This is a genomic window from Chryseobacterium joostei (assembly GCF_003815775.1).
Classification (GTDB): Bacteria; Bacteroidota; Bacteroidia; order Flavobacteriales; family Weeksellaceae; genus Chryseobacterium; species Chryseobacterium joostei.
In genome coordinates, this window is sequence record NZ_CP033926.1 from 4,344,023 (window position 1) to 4,361,021 (window position 16,999).

A 16,999-nucleotide genomic window follows, 5' to 3' on the forward strand; every position below is an offset into this window, starting at 1 on the left:
ATTTAAAAGTTACGGATAGAGCCAAAAACAATATCTGTTCATCAGACGGACAAGAAGACATTAAGATCATTGACATTAACGGTAAAGACATCACAAAGAGATAACCGAGCACTTTCGAGTGCCGAGTTTATAAAAATATCGATAAATGAGAATTTATCAAAAAATACTGAACTAATATAATTATTAGGAAAGAAATCGTTAAGGGCGTATGGCGGATGCCTAGGCTTTCAGAGGCGAAGAAGGACGTGGTAAGCTGCGAAAAGCTGCGGGGATTGGCACACACGAATTGATCCGCAGATGTCCGAATGGGGCAACCCGTCTGGTTGAAGACCAGTCACTCCAATTTATTGGAGAGCAAACCCGGAGAACTGAAACATCTAAGTACCCGGAGGAAAAGAAATCGAAGAGATTCCGTAAGTAGTGGCGAGCGAAAGCGGATTAGCCCAAAAGCTAATTTATGTTTAATAGAACGTTCTGGAAAGAACGGCCGTAGAGGGTGATAGCCCCGTATATGAAAGGCATATTTAAGTGATAAATGAGTAGGGCGGGACACGTGAAATCCTGTCTGAATATGGGGGGACCATCCTCCAAGGCTAAATACTCCTGAAAGACCGATAGTGAACAAGTACTGTGAAGGAAAGGTGAAAAGCACTTCGAATAGAAGGGTGAAATAGAACCTGAAACCGTACGCCTACAAGCGGTCGGAGCACCTATATGGTGTGACGGCGTGCCTTTTGCATAATGAGCCTACGAGTTAATTTTACTAGCGAGGTTAAGGTATTAAGTACCGGAGCCGGAGCGAAAGCGAGTCTGAATAGGGCGCTTAGTTAGTAGGATTAGACGCGAAACCTTGTGATCTACCCATGGGCAGGTTGAAGCTCTGGTAACACAGAGTGGAGGACCGAACCGGTTGACGTTGAAAAGTCTTCGGATGACCTGTGGGTAGGGGTGAAAGGCCAATCAAACTGGGAGATAGCTCGTACTCTCCGAAATGCATTTAGGTGCAGCGTCGTATATAAGTTTATTAGAGGTAGAGCTACTGATTGGATGCGGGGGTTTCACCACCTACCAATTCCTGACAAACTCCGAATGCTAATAAATGTTCTACGGCAGTGAGGGCATGGGTGCTAAGGTCCATGTCCGAGAGGGAAAGAACCCAGACCAACAGCTAAGGTCCCCAAATATATGTTAAGTTGAAGCAACGCGGTTGGACTGCATTGACAGCTAGGATGTTGGCTTGGAAGCAGCCATTCATTTAAAGAGTGCGTAACAGCTCACTAGTCGAGCGGTCCGGCATGGATAATAATCGGGCATAAACATATTACCGAAGCTATGGATTTGTACTTTATAGTACATCTGGTAGGAGAGCATTCTATTTGCGCCGAAGCAGTACTGTGAGGTATTGTGGAGCGGATAGAAAAGAAAATGTAGGCATAAGTAACGATAAAGCGGGCGAGAAACCCGCTCACCGAAAGACTAAGGTTTCCTCAGCCATGCTAATCAGCTGAGGGTTAGTCGGGACCTAACGCGAACCCGAAAGGGGTAGTGGATGGACAATGGGTTAATATTCCCATACTTGCTCACACTAAAAAGGGGACGGAGTGCCGTACCTGCTGGAGACTGACGGAATAGTCAAGGCCTAGCCTTCGGGCGAAGCTGCTGCAGGGAAAGTGCTTCCAAGAAAAGCCGAAGTGAAGCAACCCGTACCAAAACCGACACAGGTAGTCGAGGAGAGAATCCTAAGGTGCTAGAGTGAATCATGGTTAAGGAACTAGGCAAAATAGTCTCGTAACTTCGGGAGAAGAGACGCCATCAGCAATGGTGGCCGCAGTAAAGAGGCCCAGGCGACTGTTTATCAAAAACACAGGACTCTGCAAAATCGAAAGATGCAGTATAGGGTCTGACACCTGCCCGGTGCTGGAAGGTTAAGGAAGGTGCTTAGGGTTAAACCGAAGGCATTGACTGAAGCCCCAGTAAACGGCGGCCGTAACTATAACGGTCCTAAGGTAGCGAAATTCCTTGTCGGGTAAGTTCCGACCTGCACGAATGGTGTAACGATCTGGGCACTGTCTCAACCATGAGCTCTGTGAAATTGTAGTCTCGGTGAAGATGCCGAGTACCCGCAATGGGACGAAAAGACCCTGTGAACCTTTACTATAACTTCGTATTGACTTTGAGTAAGTAATGTGTAGGATAGGTGGGAGGCTTTGAAGCGGGCACGCTAGTGTCTGTGGAGCCGACGTTGAAATACCACCCTTTACTTACTTGGAGCCTAACTTCTTTTAGAAGGACATTGCGTGGTGGGTAGTTTGACTGGGGTGGTCGCCTCCAAAAGAGTAACGGAGGCTTTCAAAGGTACCCTCAGCACGCTTGGTAACCGTGCGTAGAGTGTAATGGCATAAGGGTGCTTGACTGTGAGACCTACAAGTCGATCAGGTGCGAAAGCAGGACATAGTGATCCGGTGGTTCCGTATGGAAGGGCCATCGCTCATAGGATAAAAGGTACTCCGGGGATAACAGGCTAGTCTCCCCCAAGAGCTCACATCGACGGGGAGGTTCGGCACCTCGATGTCGGCTCGTCACATCCTGGGGCTGGAGAAGGTCCCAAGGGTTGGGCTGTTCGCCCATTAAAGTGGCACGCGAGCTGGGTTCAGAACGTCGTGAGACAGTTCGGTCTCTATCTATTGCGGGCGTTAGATGTTTGAGAGGGCTTGATTCTAGTACGAGAGGACCGAATTGAACAAACCTCTGGTGTATCAGTTGTACCGCCAGGTGCACCGCTGAGTAGCTACGTTTGGAAGAGATAAGCACTGAAGGCATATAAGTGCGAAACTCGCCTCAAGATGAGACATCTTTTAAGGGTCGTTGGAGATGACGACGTTGATAGGCTACAGGTGTAAAGACAGTAATGTCATAGCCGAGTAGTACTAATTACCCGTAGATTTATAGCCTAATATGGTGCACGGAAGTGCAGCAAGGTTACCTCTTTGTGAAGGTTTTTATCGAATAATAAACCAGGTAGCAGATGTTGGCTATTAGGAAGCAGGATAAGCCTGCATCCCTTTGCCTCTAACCTGCAACCTTATATACAGCCTTTAGGGTGGTTTTAGCGGTGGGGCTCACCTGTTCCCATTCCGAACACAGAAGTTAAGCCCACCAGCGCCGATGGTACTGCTAACGCGGGAGAGTAGGCCGCCGCCAGTTTTTATTTTATTTTTAAAATCCTTTATCATTACGATAAAGGATTTTTTTTGTTATATACTTTGAGATACACATACACATACTCATACACCATTACTAGTTAAATACAAGCAATCATTTTTAAAATCAAACAAGCCAAAGCCTATTTCTATGGAATTGGTTGCGATTATTAATCATTATTCATTATAATATTACTCATTACTTATTACTTATTACTTATCATTAGCCCCGATAGAAACGGTTACCCCACAGCAGGATGGCAGATAGGGACAGGGAATGGAAGGGCTGTGGTGCGAGGAGTATAAGTGGATAGCGGGATAAAGCTTCTCTTATAATTTATGAAAATAATTTCCCTTTATAAAAGGGTTTTACTGGAATAAATTCAATAAGTTTGTACTAGTTTTCCAAAAATAACTATAATGTCCGGAAACATTCTGATCATCGATGATGAGATCAAGCTCCTTAAATTATTAGGAATGATCCTTTCCCAAGAAAATTTTAATGTAAAAGAAGCTTCTACGGCACGTTCTGCGATGACAATGCTGGAGCAGTATGATTTTGATGTTGTGTTGAGCGATGTCCGGCTTCCTGATGCCTTTGGGGTAGATCTTATAAAATCAATAAAGACAAAGTACCCACATCTTGAAATTATCCTGATGACGGCATTTGGAAATATTACGGATGCTGTTCAGGCGATGAAGAACGGAGCCTATGATTATCTGGTAAAGGGTGATGACAACGAGAAGATTATTCCCTTGGTATATAAAGCCTTAGAAAAAGTTAAGGATAACAGATCCAGAACAGTTCAGTCAACTGCTTGTGTAAAGGGTTTTGCACAGGTTCTTGGTAATTCTCCATTGATTTTGCATGCAAAGAAAATGGCGGAAAAAGTTGCGTTAACGGATGCTGCTGTACTTCTAACTGGAGAAACAGGAACGGGTAAGGAAGTTTTTGCAAATGCCATTCATGAAGGGAGTGATCGAAAGAAAAATAGTTTTGTTGCTATCAACTGCTCTGCATTCAGTAAAGAAATTCTTGAAAGCGAGCTTTTTGGTCATAAACAGGGGTCCTTTACAGGGGCCTTAAAGGATAAGAAAGGATTGATTGAAGAGGCCAATGGTGGAACATTATTCCTGGATGAAATTGGTGAAATGCCGATAGAGCTTCAGGCAAAACTTCTGAGAGTGCTTGAAACCAAAGAGTTTATCAAAATGGGAGAAACCAAGGTTTCTAGATCTGATTTTAGGCTGATTGCTGCAACCAACCGAAACCTTGAAGAAGAAATAAGACATGGAAATTTTAGAGAAGACTTATATTTCAGGTTAAATGTTTTTGAGATTAGTCTTCCTGCATTAAGAGATAGAAAGGAGGATTTAAAAATATTGACAAAGAATTTCATTGATCTATTTTCTCATAAGCTTCATTTATCCTCTATTCAGGTGAATCCTGATTATTATAAAGCACTGGAAAAAAATGACTGGAAAGGCAATATCCGTGAACTGAGGAATGCTGTGGAACGAAGCCTTATTTTAATGAACGATAATGTGCTGGATGCTGAAAGTCTTCCTCACTATTCTGAAAAACCAGTTCCGGAAAGTGATTCTCTGAGCATGAGAACTCTTGAAAAAATTCATATACAGAAAGTATTGCAGTATACCAAAGGAAATAAGGCAGAAGCGGCCAGACTCCTGGAGATTGGTATTGCTACGCTGTATCGTAAACTGGAAGAATACGGTTTAAAATAAACAATTTATCATTTTAATAAAGAGCCTATCATTTTGATAGGCTTTTCTGTTTTTAGGTAGTTAGATGTTTTTATTTAATGTATTGTATTTTAATTGGTTATGTTGATTAATTCTAATTTGGACTTTCTTTTGGCATATAGTACTTGAATAAAATATTTAAAAATGACAATTTCAAGAAAAACGTTCAAAAAACGTGAGCATTCCACTTTGAGTTTGCTGATTGTATCGTATGTATTGTTTACTCTTTTAACCTTAATAATAAAAGTATGATGCTCATAAGTTTGATTCTGCTTTTTGCAGTACTGTTTTGGCTTTTATATAAATCAGTTGAATTTTTTGATAGAATATAAAATTATGTGGAGTTTATTTTTCCTTTCAATACTTGCCTTTGTGTATATCTGTTACGTTTTAATGAAACCTGAAAAATTTTAAGAGATCATGAATACAGAAATTTTAGGCATCATAGCAATGTTTGCTATTACATTAGTCATCGGGATATTTTTAGGTAAATACATTGCTAATGTCTATGGATACAAGAAAACTTTTCTTGACCCGGTTTTTGAGCCGATTGAAAAGTTAATTTATAAAATATCGGGAATTAATCCTAACCGTCAGATGAATTGGAAACAGAATATGTATGCCATGCTGGCAATTAATCTGGTTTGGTTCATCATTGGATTTTTGCTTTTGCTAAATCAGGCGTGGCTTCCTTTAAACCCTGATGGAAACCCGAATATGTCTCCTGATCTGGCTTTTAATACAACCATTTCTTTTTTAGTGAACTGTAATCTACAGCATTATTCGGGAGAAACGGGAGTAAGCTATCTAAGTCAGCTTTATCTGATGTTCTTACAGTTTGTAACTGCTGCAACAGGGATGGCTGCAATGGCTGTTCTTTTCAAAGCTTTTAAAGAGAAAACAGCTACCGAACTTGGTAATTTTTACGATTATTTTACCAAGTCAATGATCAGAATTTTAGTTCCAATAAGTATAATTGTTGCATTCATTCTTTCTATAAACGGAAGTCCAATGACTTTTGAAGGAAAAGATCATATTACTACTCTAGAGGGACAAAAAATTGATGTTTCCAGAGGACCAGTAGCGGCTTTTGTTGCGATTAAACATCTTGGAACCAATGGTGGAGGCTTTTTTGGAGCCAACTCTGCACATCCTCTTGAAAATCCCAATTATATAACGAATATGACAGAAATGGTCACTCAAATGATCATTCCGTTTGCATTGGTTTTTGCCCTAGGTTTTTATTTAAAGAAGAGAAAACTTTCTTGGGTTATTTTCACTGTAATGACTGTTGGTTTTCTAGCCCTTACCATTCCAAATATTGTGAATGAAACAGGAGGTAACCCTTTGATTACAAAGATGGGGGCTGATAGCAGTCTTGGAGCAATGGAGGGAAAAGAAATCCGTTTTGGAAGTGCTGCATCAGGATATTGGAGTATTGCAACCACTGTTATTTCAACAGGTTCTGTAAACTCTATGCATGATAGTACAATGCCGCTTTCAGGAATGAACGAGCTTCTTGCTATGATGATTAACTGCTTCTATGGAGGTTGTGGAGTCGGAATTCTGAATTACTTTATTTTTATCATTCTTGCAGTATTTATCAGTGGTCTGATGGTGGGAAGAACACCAGAATTTATGGGTAAAAAGATTGAAGCCAAGGAAATGAAGATCGCTATGATTGTGGCTTTATTTCATCCTTTTTTAATTCTTGTGGGAACTGCACTAACAGCCTATTTACCTGAATTTGGAGCAAAAACATTGAATAATCCTGGTTTTCATGGGTTCAGTGAAATGCTGTATGAGTTTACCTCTTCCTCTGCCAACAACGGATCAGGATTCGAGGGGCTAGGTGATAATACCCCTTGGTGGAACATTTCAACAGGAATTGTACTATTACTTTCCAGATTCATTCCGATTATAGGACCGATAGCCATTGCAGGATTATTGGCACAGAAGAAATTCATTCCGGAAAGTTCAGGAACTTTAAAAACGGATACAGCAACTTTCGGGTTTATGACATTGGCAGTGATTCTGCTTATTGCAGCACTATCATTCTTCCCTGCATTAACCTTAGGACCTATTGCTGAGCAGATCCAGTATTTCTCTAAATAAAAGTGAACATTAAAAATTAAAATCAATACTCAACCATTAAGGAAACTGAAATATTCAGGAATGCTAGTCTAAACTACCGAAACATTCACTACATAATATTATCCATTTCCATTTCTTAATAATTTTAGTCTGCCTTGATGGTTATTATTGATTTACAATGCTATAAACTCTTTCAAAAAAATGAAAAATCAATCACAAACATTGTTTCAAAGAGATTTGGTAAACGAGGCGATTAAACAGTCTTTTGTAAAACTGAATCCTAAAATTATGTTTAAAAATCCAGTAATGTTTCTGGTGGAGATCGGAACTGCCGTCATGTTTATTGTAAGCATGTTCAGCTTGGCTGGTGATAAAAGTCAGGGAAGTTTCTCTTATAATTTTTTCGTATTTATAATTTTATTTTTCACGGTTCTGTTTGCCAATTTTGCGGAAGCTATTGCCGAGGCCAGAGGAAAAGCACAAGCTGATACTCTTAGAAAAACCCGTGAAGAAACTCCTGCCAAATTAGTTGTTGATAATAAACCTGGATTTCAGGTAGAAACAGCGTTAAAAATGTCTGCAGAAATGAAGCTGGGAGATATTTTTCTTTGCGAAGCAGGAGATCAAATCCCAATGGACGGTGAGATCATCGAGGGATTGGCAACCATTGACGAATCTGCCATTACCGGAGAAAGTGCTCCTGTAATTCGTGAAGCAGGTGGAGATAAAAGTTCTGTAACAGGGGGTACAAAGGTATTGTCGGACAGAATTAAAGTAAAAGTAACTACAAAACCAGGTGAATCCTTTTTAGATAAAATGATTGCTCTTGTAGAAGGAGCATCAAGACAGAAAACACCCAACGAAATCGCATTAACCATACTTTTAGCGGGTTTTACCCTTACATTTATAATTGTTACCCTCACTTTAAAGCCTTTTGCAGACTATGCGCAGACACCGATTACTATTGCGGCATTTATTTCACTTTTCGTTTGTCTTATTCCGACAACAATCGGAGGTCTGCTTTCTGCAATTGGAATAGCCGGAATGGATAGGGCATTAAGAGCCAATGTGATCACCAAGAGTGGGAAAGCTGTAGAAACTGCGGGAGATATTGATGTTCTTTTGCTGGATAAAACAGGAACAATCACTATCGGAAACCGTAAAGCAACACAGTTCCATCCTGCCGAGGGAATTAAGTTGGAAGATTTCATTAAAGCTTCTGCTTTAAGCTCTGTAGCCGATGAAACTCCGGAAGGAAAATCAATTATAGAACTTAGCCAGCTGAAATCGGAGGATTTATTGGTTCCAAATCCTGTTTATATAGATTTTACGGCGGAAACCAGAACTTCAGGGATTGATTTTGAGGATACCAGAATCAGAAAAGGAGCCTACGATACTATAAAAAAACTGACTGAAAAAACCGGGAGCATCTTCCCACAGGAAACACAGGATGCTGTGACCAAAATTGCTGAAAACGGAGGAACTCCTCTAGTAGTAGCTGTTAACGAAAAAGTATGGGGAGTAATCGAACTTCAGGATATCATTAAAACCGGAATCCAGGAACGTTTTCAAAGATTGAGAAAAATGGGAGTGAAAACGGTAATGGTAACGGGGGACAATCCTTTAACTGCAAAATTTATCGCAGAAAAAGCAGGCGTGGATGATTTCATTGCAGAAGCCAAGCCTGAGGATAAAATGAATTACATTAAGAAAGAGCAACAGGAAGGTAAATTGGTTGCCATGATGGGAGACGGTACAAATGATGCTCCGGCATTAGCGCAAGCAGATGTGGGCGTAGCGATGAACAGCGGAACACAGGCAGCGAAAGAAGCCGGTAACATGGTAGATTTGGATAATGATCCTACCAAGCTGATTGAGATTGTAGAAATTGGAAAACAGTTGCTAATGACTCGTGGAACACTAACGACATTTAGTATTGCCAATGATGTTGCAAAGTATTTTGCCATTATTCCAGCCTTGTTTATTACTTTTATTCCGTCTCTTCAGAAGTTGAATATCATGAATCTTCATAGTCCGGAAACAGCCATATTATCAGCAGTTATTTTCAATGCGGTGATTATTCCTTTCCTTATTCCGCTGGCTTTAAAAGGGGTGGCTTACAAACCGATTGGTGCCAGTGCATTGTTGAGAAGGAACCTTTTAATCTATGGTTTGGGTGGTGTGATTGTTCCATTCATTGGAATCAAGATCATTGATTTACTGATTAGTTTATTCTATTAAAATTTAAAAAATGAAAAATCATATTGTTTCAGCATTCAGATTAACTCTTGTAATGTTGGTCATAGTAGGAATTTATTTGGCTATCGTCTATGGAGGTTCAAAAATATTACCTACGCAAGGAAATGCAGAAATTATTACCCATAATGGCCAGAAATTCTATGCTAATATTGGTCAGGAATTTAAATCTGAAAAATATTTTCATGGTCGTCCGTCTTCTGTAAACTATAATGCAGCCGGAAGCGGGGGAAGTAATAAAGGTCCAAGCAACGAAGAATATCTGGAAACTGTACAAAAAAGGATAGATACTCTTAAACTTCAAAATCCCGAAATGGGAAATGCTAAAGTTCCTGTAGAACTGGCTACGGCAAGTGGAAGTGGGCTAGATCCTGATATTTCAGAGGAAGGAGCTTTATATCAGGTTAAGAGAATTGCAAAAGTGAGAAGCCTCTCTGAAGAGCAAATCAATAATTTAATTAAAAACCAGACTGAGAAACCGTTTTTAGGAATTCTTGGGCCATCAAAAGTAAATGTACTGAAGCTTAATATTGCTTTAGACCAATTAAAATAATATACAACTAACGTGAAAAAATATCTAATTATAGGATTGTTACTGGGTGTGTTTTTTCCAAAAGCACAATCATCAGATTCATTAAAAATAGGAAATAAGGTTACATTTTCCGCATATGCAGAACTTTTTTATACCTATGATTTTAATGAGCCAAACAATCATCTCCGTCAAAATTTTTTATACTCATACAACAGACATAATGAGTTGAATCTCAATTTGGGACTTATTAAAGCAAATTATCAGAGTGATAACCTCCGTGCTAACATTGCTTTAATGGGCGGAACCTATGCACAGGACAATATGGCTGCAGAGCAAGGAGCTTTACGGTATATCAATGAAGCAAATATTGGAATCAAAATCTCAAAAAATAAAAATTTATGGATTGATGCGGGAATTATGCCGTCCCACATCGGTTGGGAAAGCGCTATTGGTAAGGATAATATTAATCTGACAAGAAGCTTTGCTGCTGAAAATTCTCCTTATTTTGAAACCGGAGCCAAGATTTCCTATACTTCAGACAATGGAAAATGGTTTTTAAGCGGTTTGGTTCTGAACGGTTGGCAGCGCATTGCTAAAGTGGAGGGAAATCAGAGTATTTCTTTTGGACATCAGGTGACCTACAAACCCAATGATAAGGTTACCCTGAACAGCAGCTCTTTTATTGGAAATGACAAAACTAAGAATGAAAAAAGAATGCGTTATTTCCATGATTTATATGGAAGTTTTCAACTGACGGATCAGTTTTCAGCATTGCTGGGGTTTGATGTCGGAGCAGAGCAGAAGCTAAAAGGAAGTGAGCAGTATAATATCTGGTACAGTCCCAATGTACAGATGAAATATCAGTTTGACAATAAATGGGCACTGGCAGGAAGACTGGAATATTACAATGATAAAAATGGAGTGATCATCAGTACAGGAACTCCTAATGGGTTTCAAACTTTTGGATATTCTCTGAACGTAGATTATGCTATTTTTAAGAATGTAGTTTTCCGTACAGAAGCACGCGGGTTTACGTCTAAAGATGCCATTTTTGTAAAGAATGACGGATTGAAGCAAGGAAATTTCTTTATTACAACGAGTCTGGCAGCCTGGTTTTAAATGATAAATTAATATTTAGAAATTAATGGCTTTATGCCGTGAAATAAATAACCACAAAGTCACAAAAGCTTTTATTGTAAGATACTTTAGTCACTTAAGTAACTTTAAAAGAAAATTCTGTAAAAGTTCACATAAGATGAAAATCAATGATTTTCAAAACTAAAGTGTTCTTGTCAAACAGTTAGTAGTACCTAAAAATAACTAAAGTGTAAAAAATATTATAAGCTTTACAGGAGTGTTTAAAAGTTAATAGTCCCAAAATGTTTTATTATAAGGTACCTTATTAAAGAACGCTTTTGTCACTTTTGTGGTTCAAAAAATATACAATAACTTAATACTGAAAAAGTAATAATCAATGTCATCAGCAAAACATTTTTTAGAACTGATCCAAAAGTCCCGAAAAGGAAAATTTAAGATCTATATTGGGATGAGTGCAGGTGTCGGAAAAACATTCCGAATGCTTCAGGAAGCTCATTCCCTTTTACGAAACGGCATTGATGTAAAAATAGGTTACATAGAAACCCATGATCGGGAAGAAACGGTAGCTCTTGTAGATGGGCTTCCGGAAATAGGAAGAAAATCAGTCTTTTATAAAGGTAAAAATCTGGAGGAAATGGATCTTCAGGCTATTATTAATGAACATCCTGAAGTGGTTCTGGTGGATGAGCTGGCCCATACCAATGTGGAAGGATCCAAGAATAAAAAAAGGTGGCAGGATGTTTTGGAAATTCTGGACAATGGAATCAATGTCATCAGCGCGATGAATATCCAGCATATTGAAAGTCTGAATGAGGAAGTAAAAATAATAACAGGAGTTGAAGTCACAGAAAGGGTTCCCGATAAAATCTTGGCATTGGCCGATGAAGTTGTTAATATAGACCTCACTGCTGATGAATTGCTGACCAGATTAAAAGAGGGAAAAATCTATAAAAAAGAAAAAATTCAGACAGCGCTCAGTAATTTTTTCCAAAGCGGACATATTTTGCAGCTTCGTGAACTTGCTCTAAAGGAAGTGGCTACCCATGTGGAAAGAAAAGTGGAAACTGAGATTAAAACTGAAAATTTCAAACCCATAAAATTCCTTGCCTGTATCAGCAGTAATGAAAAGATTGCTAAAACAATCATTCGGAAAACGGCAAGATTGGCGAGCTATTACAACAGTCAGTGGATCGTTTTATATATTCAGAAACCCTCTGAAAATCCTGAAAAAATTGCATTGGATAAACAGCGGTATTTGATTAATAATTTTAATTTAGCACAGGAATTGGGAGCCAAGGTTGTCCGAATAAAAGAAAGCAGTGTTCATAACGGAATTCTTGAATATGTAATTGCCCATAATATCACTACGGTTTGTATTGGAAAGCCCCATGCAAAATTTTGGCAGCGTCTGTTTGGATACAGCTGGATTTATAGCCTTATGAATGGACTGAATGAGAGACAGGTAGATATTATTATTTTATCTTAAAAGTAATGAAACTTAAAACAAAACTTACCTTAGGCGTCGGCCTTTTATTCTTACTGATTGTTCTGCTTTCAGTAATAGGTTCTGTATATATCAATAAATTAAAATCTGACACCGAGAAGATCCTTACAGCCAATTACAACAGTCTGGAGTTTTCCAAAAATATGCTGTTGGCACTGGATCATATAAGTATTGATAGTACTGTGGCCATTGCTGATTTTCAGAAAAATAATAAACTGCAGGAAAAAAACCTTACTGAGTTTGGAGAGAAAGAGGCTACCCAGAATCTGAATCTGCACTTCAACAGTTATTTAAAAGAACCGAATTTCAATAAAGAAAAACTAATCCGTGAAGATCTGGCGAAGATCATGTCCCTCAATATGAAAGGGATTGAAAGGAAAAGTGATATTGCTATTATTACAGCGGAAAATGCAACCTTTTGGATTGTCAGCCTTGGAACGGTATGTTTTTTAATTGCTTTTATTTTGCTTTTCAATCTGCCACAGACCATTGCAGAGCCTATCAATCAATTAACATTCAGTATCAGACAGATTGCTGATAAAAACTATAATGAAAGGGTACACTTTAAAGGAAGTGAGGAATTTAACAGCCTTGCAGAGTCCTTTAATGTGATGGCGGAAAAGCTACAGGAATATGAAAGCAGTACACTTTCCCAGCAATTGATGGAGAAAAAAAGGATAGAAACCTTAGTAAATAACATGCATGATGCAGTGATCGGGCTGGATGAAAATCATTTTATCTACATGATCAATGATGAAGCCTTAAAAATTACCAATCTTCGTAAAGAGGAGATTATCGGGAAAACAGCTCATGAAGTTGCTGTGAATAATGATTTGATGCGGGAATTGCTGAAAAACATCGATCATCCTGTAAAAGAACCGATTAAAATTGTCAGAGACAATAAGGAAAACTATTTTGAACAGGATATTGTACCCATCAATATTGTGAGAACCGGAGAAAAGGAGAAAAAATATATTGGTAAGGTAATTTTGCTAAGAAATATTACGCCTTTCAAGGAACTTGATTTTGCTAAAACCAATTTTATTGCTACTATTTCTCATGAACTGAAAACACCAATTTCTGCCATAAAAATGGGTGTACAATTGTTGGGAAACCAGAAGTTTGGAGCACTTAACGAACAGCAGCAGGAACTACTGAAAAGCATCAATGAAGATGGGCAACGTTTGTTGGATATTACAGGAGAACTTCTCAATCTTTCGCAGGTAGAATCCGGAAATATTCGATTGATGGTCGAAAAATGTTCACCAAAGGAAATTGTACAGACAGCTGTAAAAAATGTAGAAAAACTAGCAGAGCAGAAGAATGTATTAATTAATACGGAATATTTGCTGGAAGATACAGATTTTGTAACTGCAGATTTTGATAAAACAGTTTGGGTGATGAATAACTTCCTTACCAATGCTGTAAAACATTCTTTTCAGGATGAAAGCATTAAAATTGTGGTAGAAAGAAATGAGTCATTCATTCAATTTAATATCATAGATACAGGAAGTGGTATTGATGAAAAGTATCATCGCCAGATCTTTGATCGCTATTTTCAGGTTCCCGGAGAACACCAGAATGGAACCGGACTTGGCCTGGCAATCTCAAAAAATTTCATCGAAAAGCAAAATGGGGAAATTGGAGTGAAAAGCTCTCTGAATAATGGAAGCACCTTTTATTTCAGATTGCCTGTGGCATAAAGTTTTATATATTTGGATGATAAACAAACATGCTTATTTTAAAAATTGATTTGCCAGTATTCTCCTATATTTACAAACAAATTAATGATATGAGAAAAAAAGTAAGTTTGTTTATTGTATTATTCTTCATTATACTGAGTACAAAAATTTCTGCCCAGACTTTTACATTAGAGGAGCTTGCAGCATTCAATAAGCTTGAAATGTCTGATTTTAAAAAGGAAATGAAAAAGCTTAACTATAGTTTTTATGACAGAACAGAAGGCTTAGGTTTCGTTTTAAATGAATATGATGCTCCTGACTATAAATCCAAGATTGGAAAATTTGTATTTGCACAAGAAAAATCGGAGGACAGGATTGAGTATGAGTTTAGTAGCAAAAAAGAATACGATCAATATGTTAAAATAATTCTGGCTTCCGGCTATAAGGAAACTGAAAAAGGAAAGACCTTCACCAAAGACTCTTATAGAGATTATTATAAAAATAAAGAACACATCAGGCTGATTACCCCCAAAGCCGGCGTAAACAATCCCTATACGATTCTTGTATTTAAGTAAATATTGAAGATCTAAAAAAATAAAAGACTGCAGAACAACTCTGCAGTCTTTTTTATGGGTAGTAATATTTTATGAATTACTGTTTTTCAATCAAATCCAAGAACTGTTGTTCATCCAGAATAGTAATGGTTCCAATATCCTGAGCTTTCTTCAGCTTGCTTCCTGCTTTTTCTCCTACAACAAGATAGTTTAGGTTTTTAGAAACTGCAGAAATGTTCTTTCCACCATGTTTTTCCACCATCTCCTCGGCTGATTCTCTGGTGAAGAGTGATAATTTTCCGGTGAAGAGGAATGTTTTCCCTTCCAATACATTGGATAGAACTTCATTGGTACTTTCTCCTTTTTCAAGCTGAACTCCATAGGATTTCAAGCGCTCAATCATCAATAGATTTTCAGTGTTTTGGAAGAAGTCTACGATGCTTACCGCAATTTTTGCCCCGATATCCTCCACCTGGCAAAGTTCTTCCACAGTAGCATTTTTCAATTCCTCAATAGTAGGGAAGTTTTTGACCAGTTTTTTGGCCACCGTTTCTCCCACATGTTTGATCCCAATTCCGTACAGTACCTTTTCAAATGGAATCTCCTTTGATTTTTCAACTCCGGTAATAATATTCTGTGCTGATTTTTCCGCCATTCTTTCTAGCGGAAGAAGCTGTTCCTTTGTCAAAACATAGAAATCTGCAGGATTTTCAATCAGTTTTTCCCTGTAAAGCTGTTCAATGGTTTCACTTCCCAGATTATCAATATTTAAAGCTTTTCTTGAAACGTAATGAATCATTCTTCCTACAACCTGTGGCGGACAATGAAGTTCGTTCGGACAGAAATGAATGGCCTGATCTTCAATTTTTACCAATTCAGTTCCACATTCCGGACAATGTTTAATGTATTCTATTTCTCTACTTTCCTCTGTTCTTTTATCTGTATTTACTCCTACAATCTTTGGAATAATCTCACCTCCTTTTTCTACATAGACAAAGTCATTTTCATGAAGATCCAGTTTTTTAATGATATCCTCATTATGCAGAGAAGCTCTTTTCACAATAGTTCCTGCCAATAAAACAGGTTTTAAGTTGGCAACAGGAGTGATGGCCCCTGTTCTACCTACCTGATAAGAAACACTTTGAAGTTCTGTTTCTACCTTTTCGGCCTTAAATTTATAAGCCATAGCCCAACGTGGAGATTTGGCAGTATATCCAAGCTGTCTTTGCTGGTGCAGAGAGTTTACCTTTAAAACAATTCCATCAATTTCGAATGGAAGATTATGACGTTCCGTATCCCAGAAAGTGATAAATTCCTTTACCTCATCAAGGGTTTTACATAATTTGGCCTGCTGAGAAGTCTTGAATCCCCAGCCCTGAGCCTTTTGAAGTAATTCCCAATGGGTTTCTGCCGGAACTTCTTCGGAAATAAACTGATACAGTACAGAAGAAAGAGAACGTTTTCTTACCTCAGCACTGTCCTGCATTTTCAAACTTCCACTTGCTGTATTTCTAGGATTCATGAACGGGTCCAGCCCCTCTTCCTCACGAAGTTTGTTAAGCTTGTCAAAGTTTTTCCTTGTTAAATAAATTTCACCACGCATAAAGAACTGAGAGGGAAAGTCTCCTTTCAATGTCAAAGGAATATCTGAGATAGTACGGACATTCGGAGTGATTTCGTCTCCCTGAAAACCATCCCCACGGGTTACTGCCTGAGTAAGCTTTCCGTTTTCGTAAAGAATGGAAATAGAAGCCCCGTCATACTTCAGTTCGGCTACAAATTCTACAGGCTCATCAATAGTTTTAATGATTCTTTTCTCCCAGTCTTCCAGATCATCAAAATCGTAGGAGTTATCCAGTGAGTACATTCTGAATTTATGTTGAATGGTTGGGAAAACCTTTGTGATGCCACCACCTACACGCATTGTTGGTGAATTTTCATCATAAAATTCTGGATGTTTTGCCTCAAGATCCTGAAGTTGCTCCAGTAGCATATCAAAATCATAGTCAGATATGGTAGGAGTATCCAGAAGGTAGTAGTTTTCGTTATGCTGGTGAAGCTCCTTGCGAAGCTGTTCTATTTTTTGTTGAATGTTTTCAGACATTGCTTTTATATCTTTTGAGCAAAAATAACTAAAGTAATTTCATTTAAAAAATAACGGAATTAAATATTACCGGAAAATTAAGAATACGTAATACCCCACAACAAACTGGTTAGCCAAAGAATAAAACATTTGTTTAAAGTAATTTAACATAACGTTCTAATTTAATTAAAAGAATGTTAAAATTCTCTTAAATAGCCAGCCTAAAAAGTCA

At 38.2% G+C, this 16,999-nt stretch carries 9 protein-coding genes and 2 rRNA genes; 10 read left to right on the forward strand and 1 reads right to left on the reverse strand.

Going from position 1 to position 16,999, the window contains the following annotated elements:
* The first annotated feature begins 188 nt into the window (after positions 1–188).
* From EG359_RS19860 to EG359_RS19910, 10 genes are all read left to right on the forward strand, one after another.
* Positions 189–2,951, forward strand: a 23S ribosomal RNA gene (locus EG359_RS19860).
* A 145-nt stretch (positions 2,952–3,096) separates the two neighbouring features.
* Positions 3,097–3,204: ribosomal RNA gene (gene rrf, locus EG359_RS19865) — 5S ribosomal RNA — on the forward strand.
* 416 nt (positions 3,205–3,620) lie between these two features.
* The gene (locus tag EG359_RS19870) at positions 3,621–4,946 is read left to right on the forward strand and encodes a sigma-54-dependent transcriptional regulator (protein WP_076357583.1); all 1,326 of its coding nucleotides are present in this window, start codon (positions 3,621–3,623) and stop codon (positions 4,944–4,946) included.
* A 438-nt stretch (positions 4,947–5,384) separates the two neighbouring features.
* On the forward strand, positions 5,385–7,079 hold the full coding sequence (kdpA, locus tag EG359_RS19880) for a potassium-transporting ATPase subunit KdpA (RefSeq protein WP_076357585.1): 1,695 nt from the start codon (positions 5,385–5,387) through the stop codon (positions 7,077–7,079).
* A gap of 180 nt (positions 7,080–7,259) precedes the next feature.
* A complete protein-coding gene (gene kdpB / locus EG359_RS19885; RefSeq protein WP_076357587.1) occupies positions 7,260–9,299 on the forward strand; it encodes a potassium-transporting ATPase subunit KdpB in 2,040 nt (679 codons plus the stop codon).
* Between the two features lie 10 nt (positions 9,300–9,309).
* Positions 9,310–9,867, forward strand: coding sequence for a potassium-transporting ATPase subunit KdpC (kdpC, locus tag EG359_RS19890; RefSeq protein WP_076357589.1), 558 nt, complete (start codon positions 9,310–9,312; stop codon positions 9,865–9,867).
* A 12-nt stretch (positions 9,868–9,879) separates the two neighbouring features.
* Positions 9,880–10,965: a porin gene (locus EG359_RS19895; protein ID WP_076357591.1), complete on the forward strand. Its 1,086-nt coding sequence runs from the start codon at positions 9,880–9,882 to the stop codon at positions 10,963–10,965.
* Positions 10,966–11,320: 355 nt separating this feature from the next.
* Positions 11,321–12,430, forward strand: a complete 1,110-nt coding sequence (locus EG359_RS19900) for a histidine kinase (protein ID WP_076357593.1) — start codon at positions 11,321–11,323, stop codon at positions 12,428–12,430.
* A gap of 5 nt (positions 12,431–12,435) precedes the next feature.
* The gene (locus EG359_RS19905) at positions 12,436–14,151 is read left to right on the forward strand and encodes an ATP-binding protein (protein ID WP_076357595.1); all 1,716 of its coding nucleotides are present in this window, start codon (positions 12,436–12,438) and stop codon (positions 14,149–14,151) included.
* Positions 14,152–14,240: 89 nt separating this feature from the next.
* Entirely contained in the window at positions 14,241–14,705 is a 465-nt protein-coding gene (locus EG359_RS19910) for a hypothetical protein (protein WP_123867457.1), read from the forward strand.
* Between the two features lie 76 nt (positions 14,706–14,781).
* On the opposite strand, the gene ligA is transcribed toward EG359_RS19910, so the two are convergent.
* A complete protein-coding gene (gene ligA, locus EG359_RS19915) occupies positions 14,782–16,788 on the reverse strand; it encodes an NAD-dependent DNA ligase LigA (RefSeq protein ID WP_076357599.1) in 2,007 nt (668 codons plus the stop codon).
* Positions 16,789–16,999: the final 211 nt, after the last annotated feature.

Coding starts and splice junctions, on each gene's coding strand:
- EG359_RS19870 (WP_076357583.1), top strand. CDS start 3,621: ATGTCCGGAAACATTCTGATCATCGATGATGAGATCAAGCTCCTTAAA.
- kdpA (WP_076357585.1), top strand. CDS start 5,385: ATGAATACAGAAATTTTAGGCATCATAGCAATGTTTGCTATTACATTA.
- kdpB (WP_076357587.1), top strand. CDS start 7,260: ATGAAAAATCAATCACAAACATTGTTTCAAAGAGATTTGGTAAACGAG.
- kdpC (WP_076357589.1), top strand. CDS start 9,310: ATGAAAAATCATATTGTTTCAGCATTCAGATTAACTCTTGTAATGTTG.
- EG359_RS19900 (WP_076357593.1), top strand. CDS start 11,321: ATGTCATCAGCAAAACATTTTTTAGAACTGATCCAAAAGTCCCGAAAA.
- EG359_RS19905 (WP_076357595.1), top strand. CDS start 12,436: ATGAAACTTAAAACAAAACTTACCTTAGGCGTCGGCCTTTTATTCTTA.
- EG359_RS19910 (WP_123867457.1), top strand. CDS start 14,241: ATGAGAAAAAAAGTAAGTTTGTTTATTGTATTATTCTTCATTATACTG.
- ligA (WP_076357599.1), bottom strand. CDS start 16,788: ATGTCTGAAAACATTCAACAAAAAATAGAACAGCTTCGCAAGGAGCTT.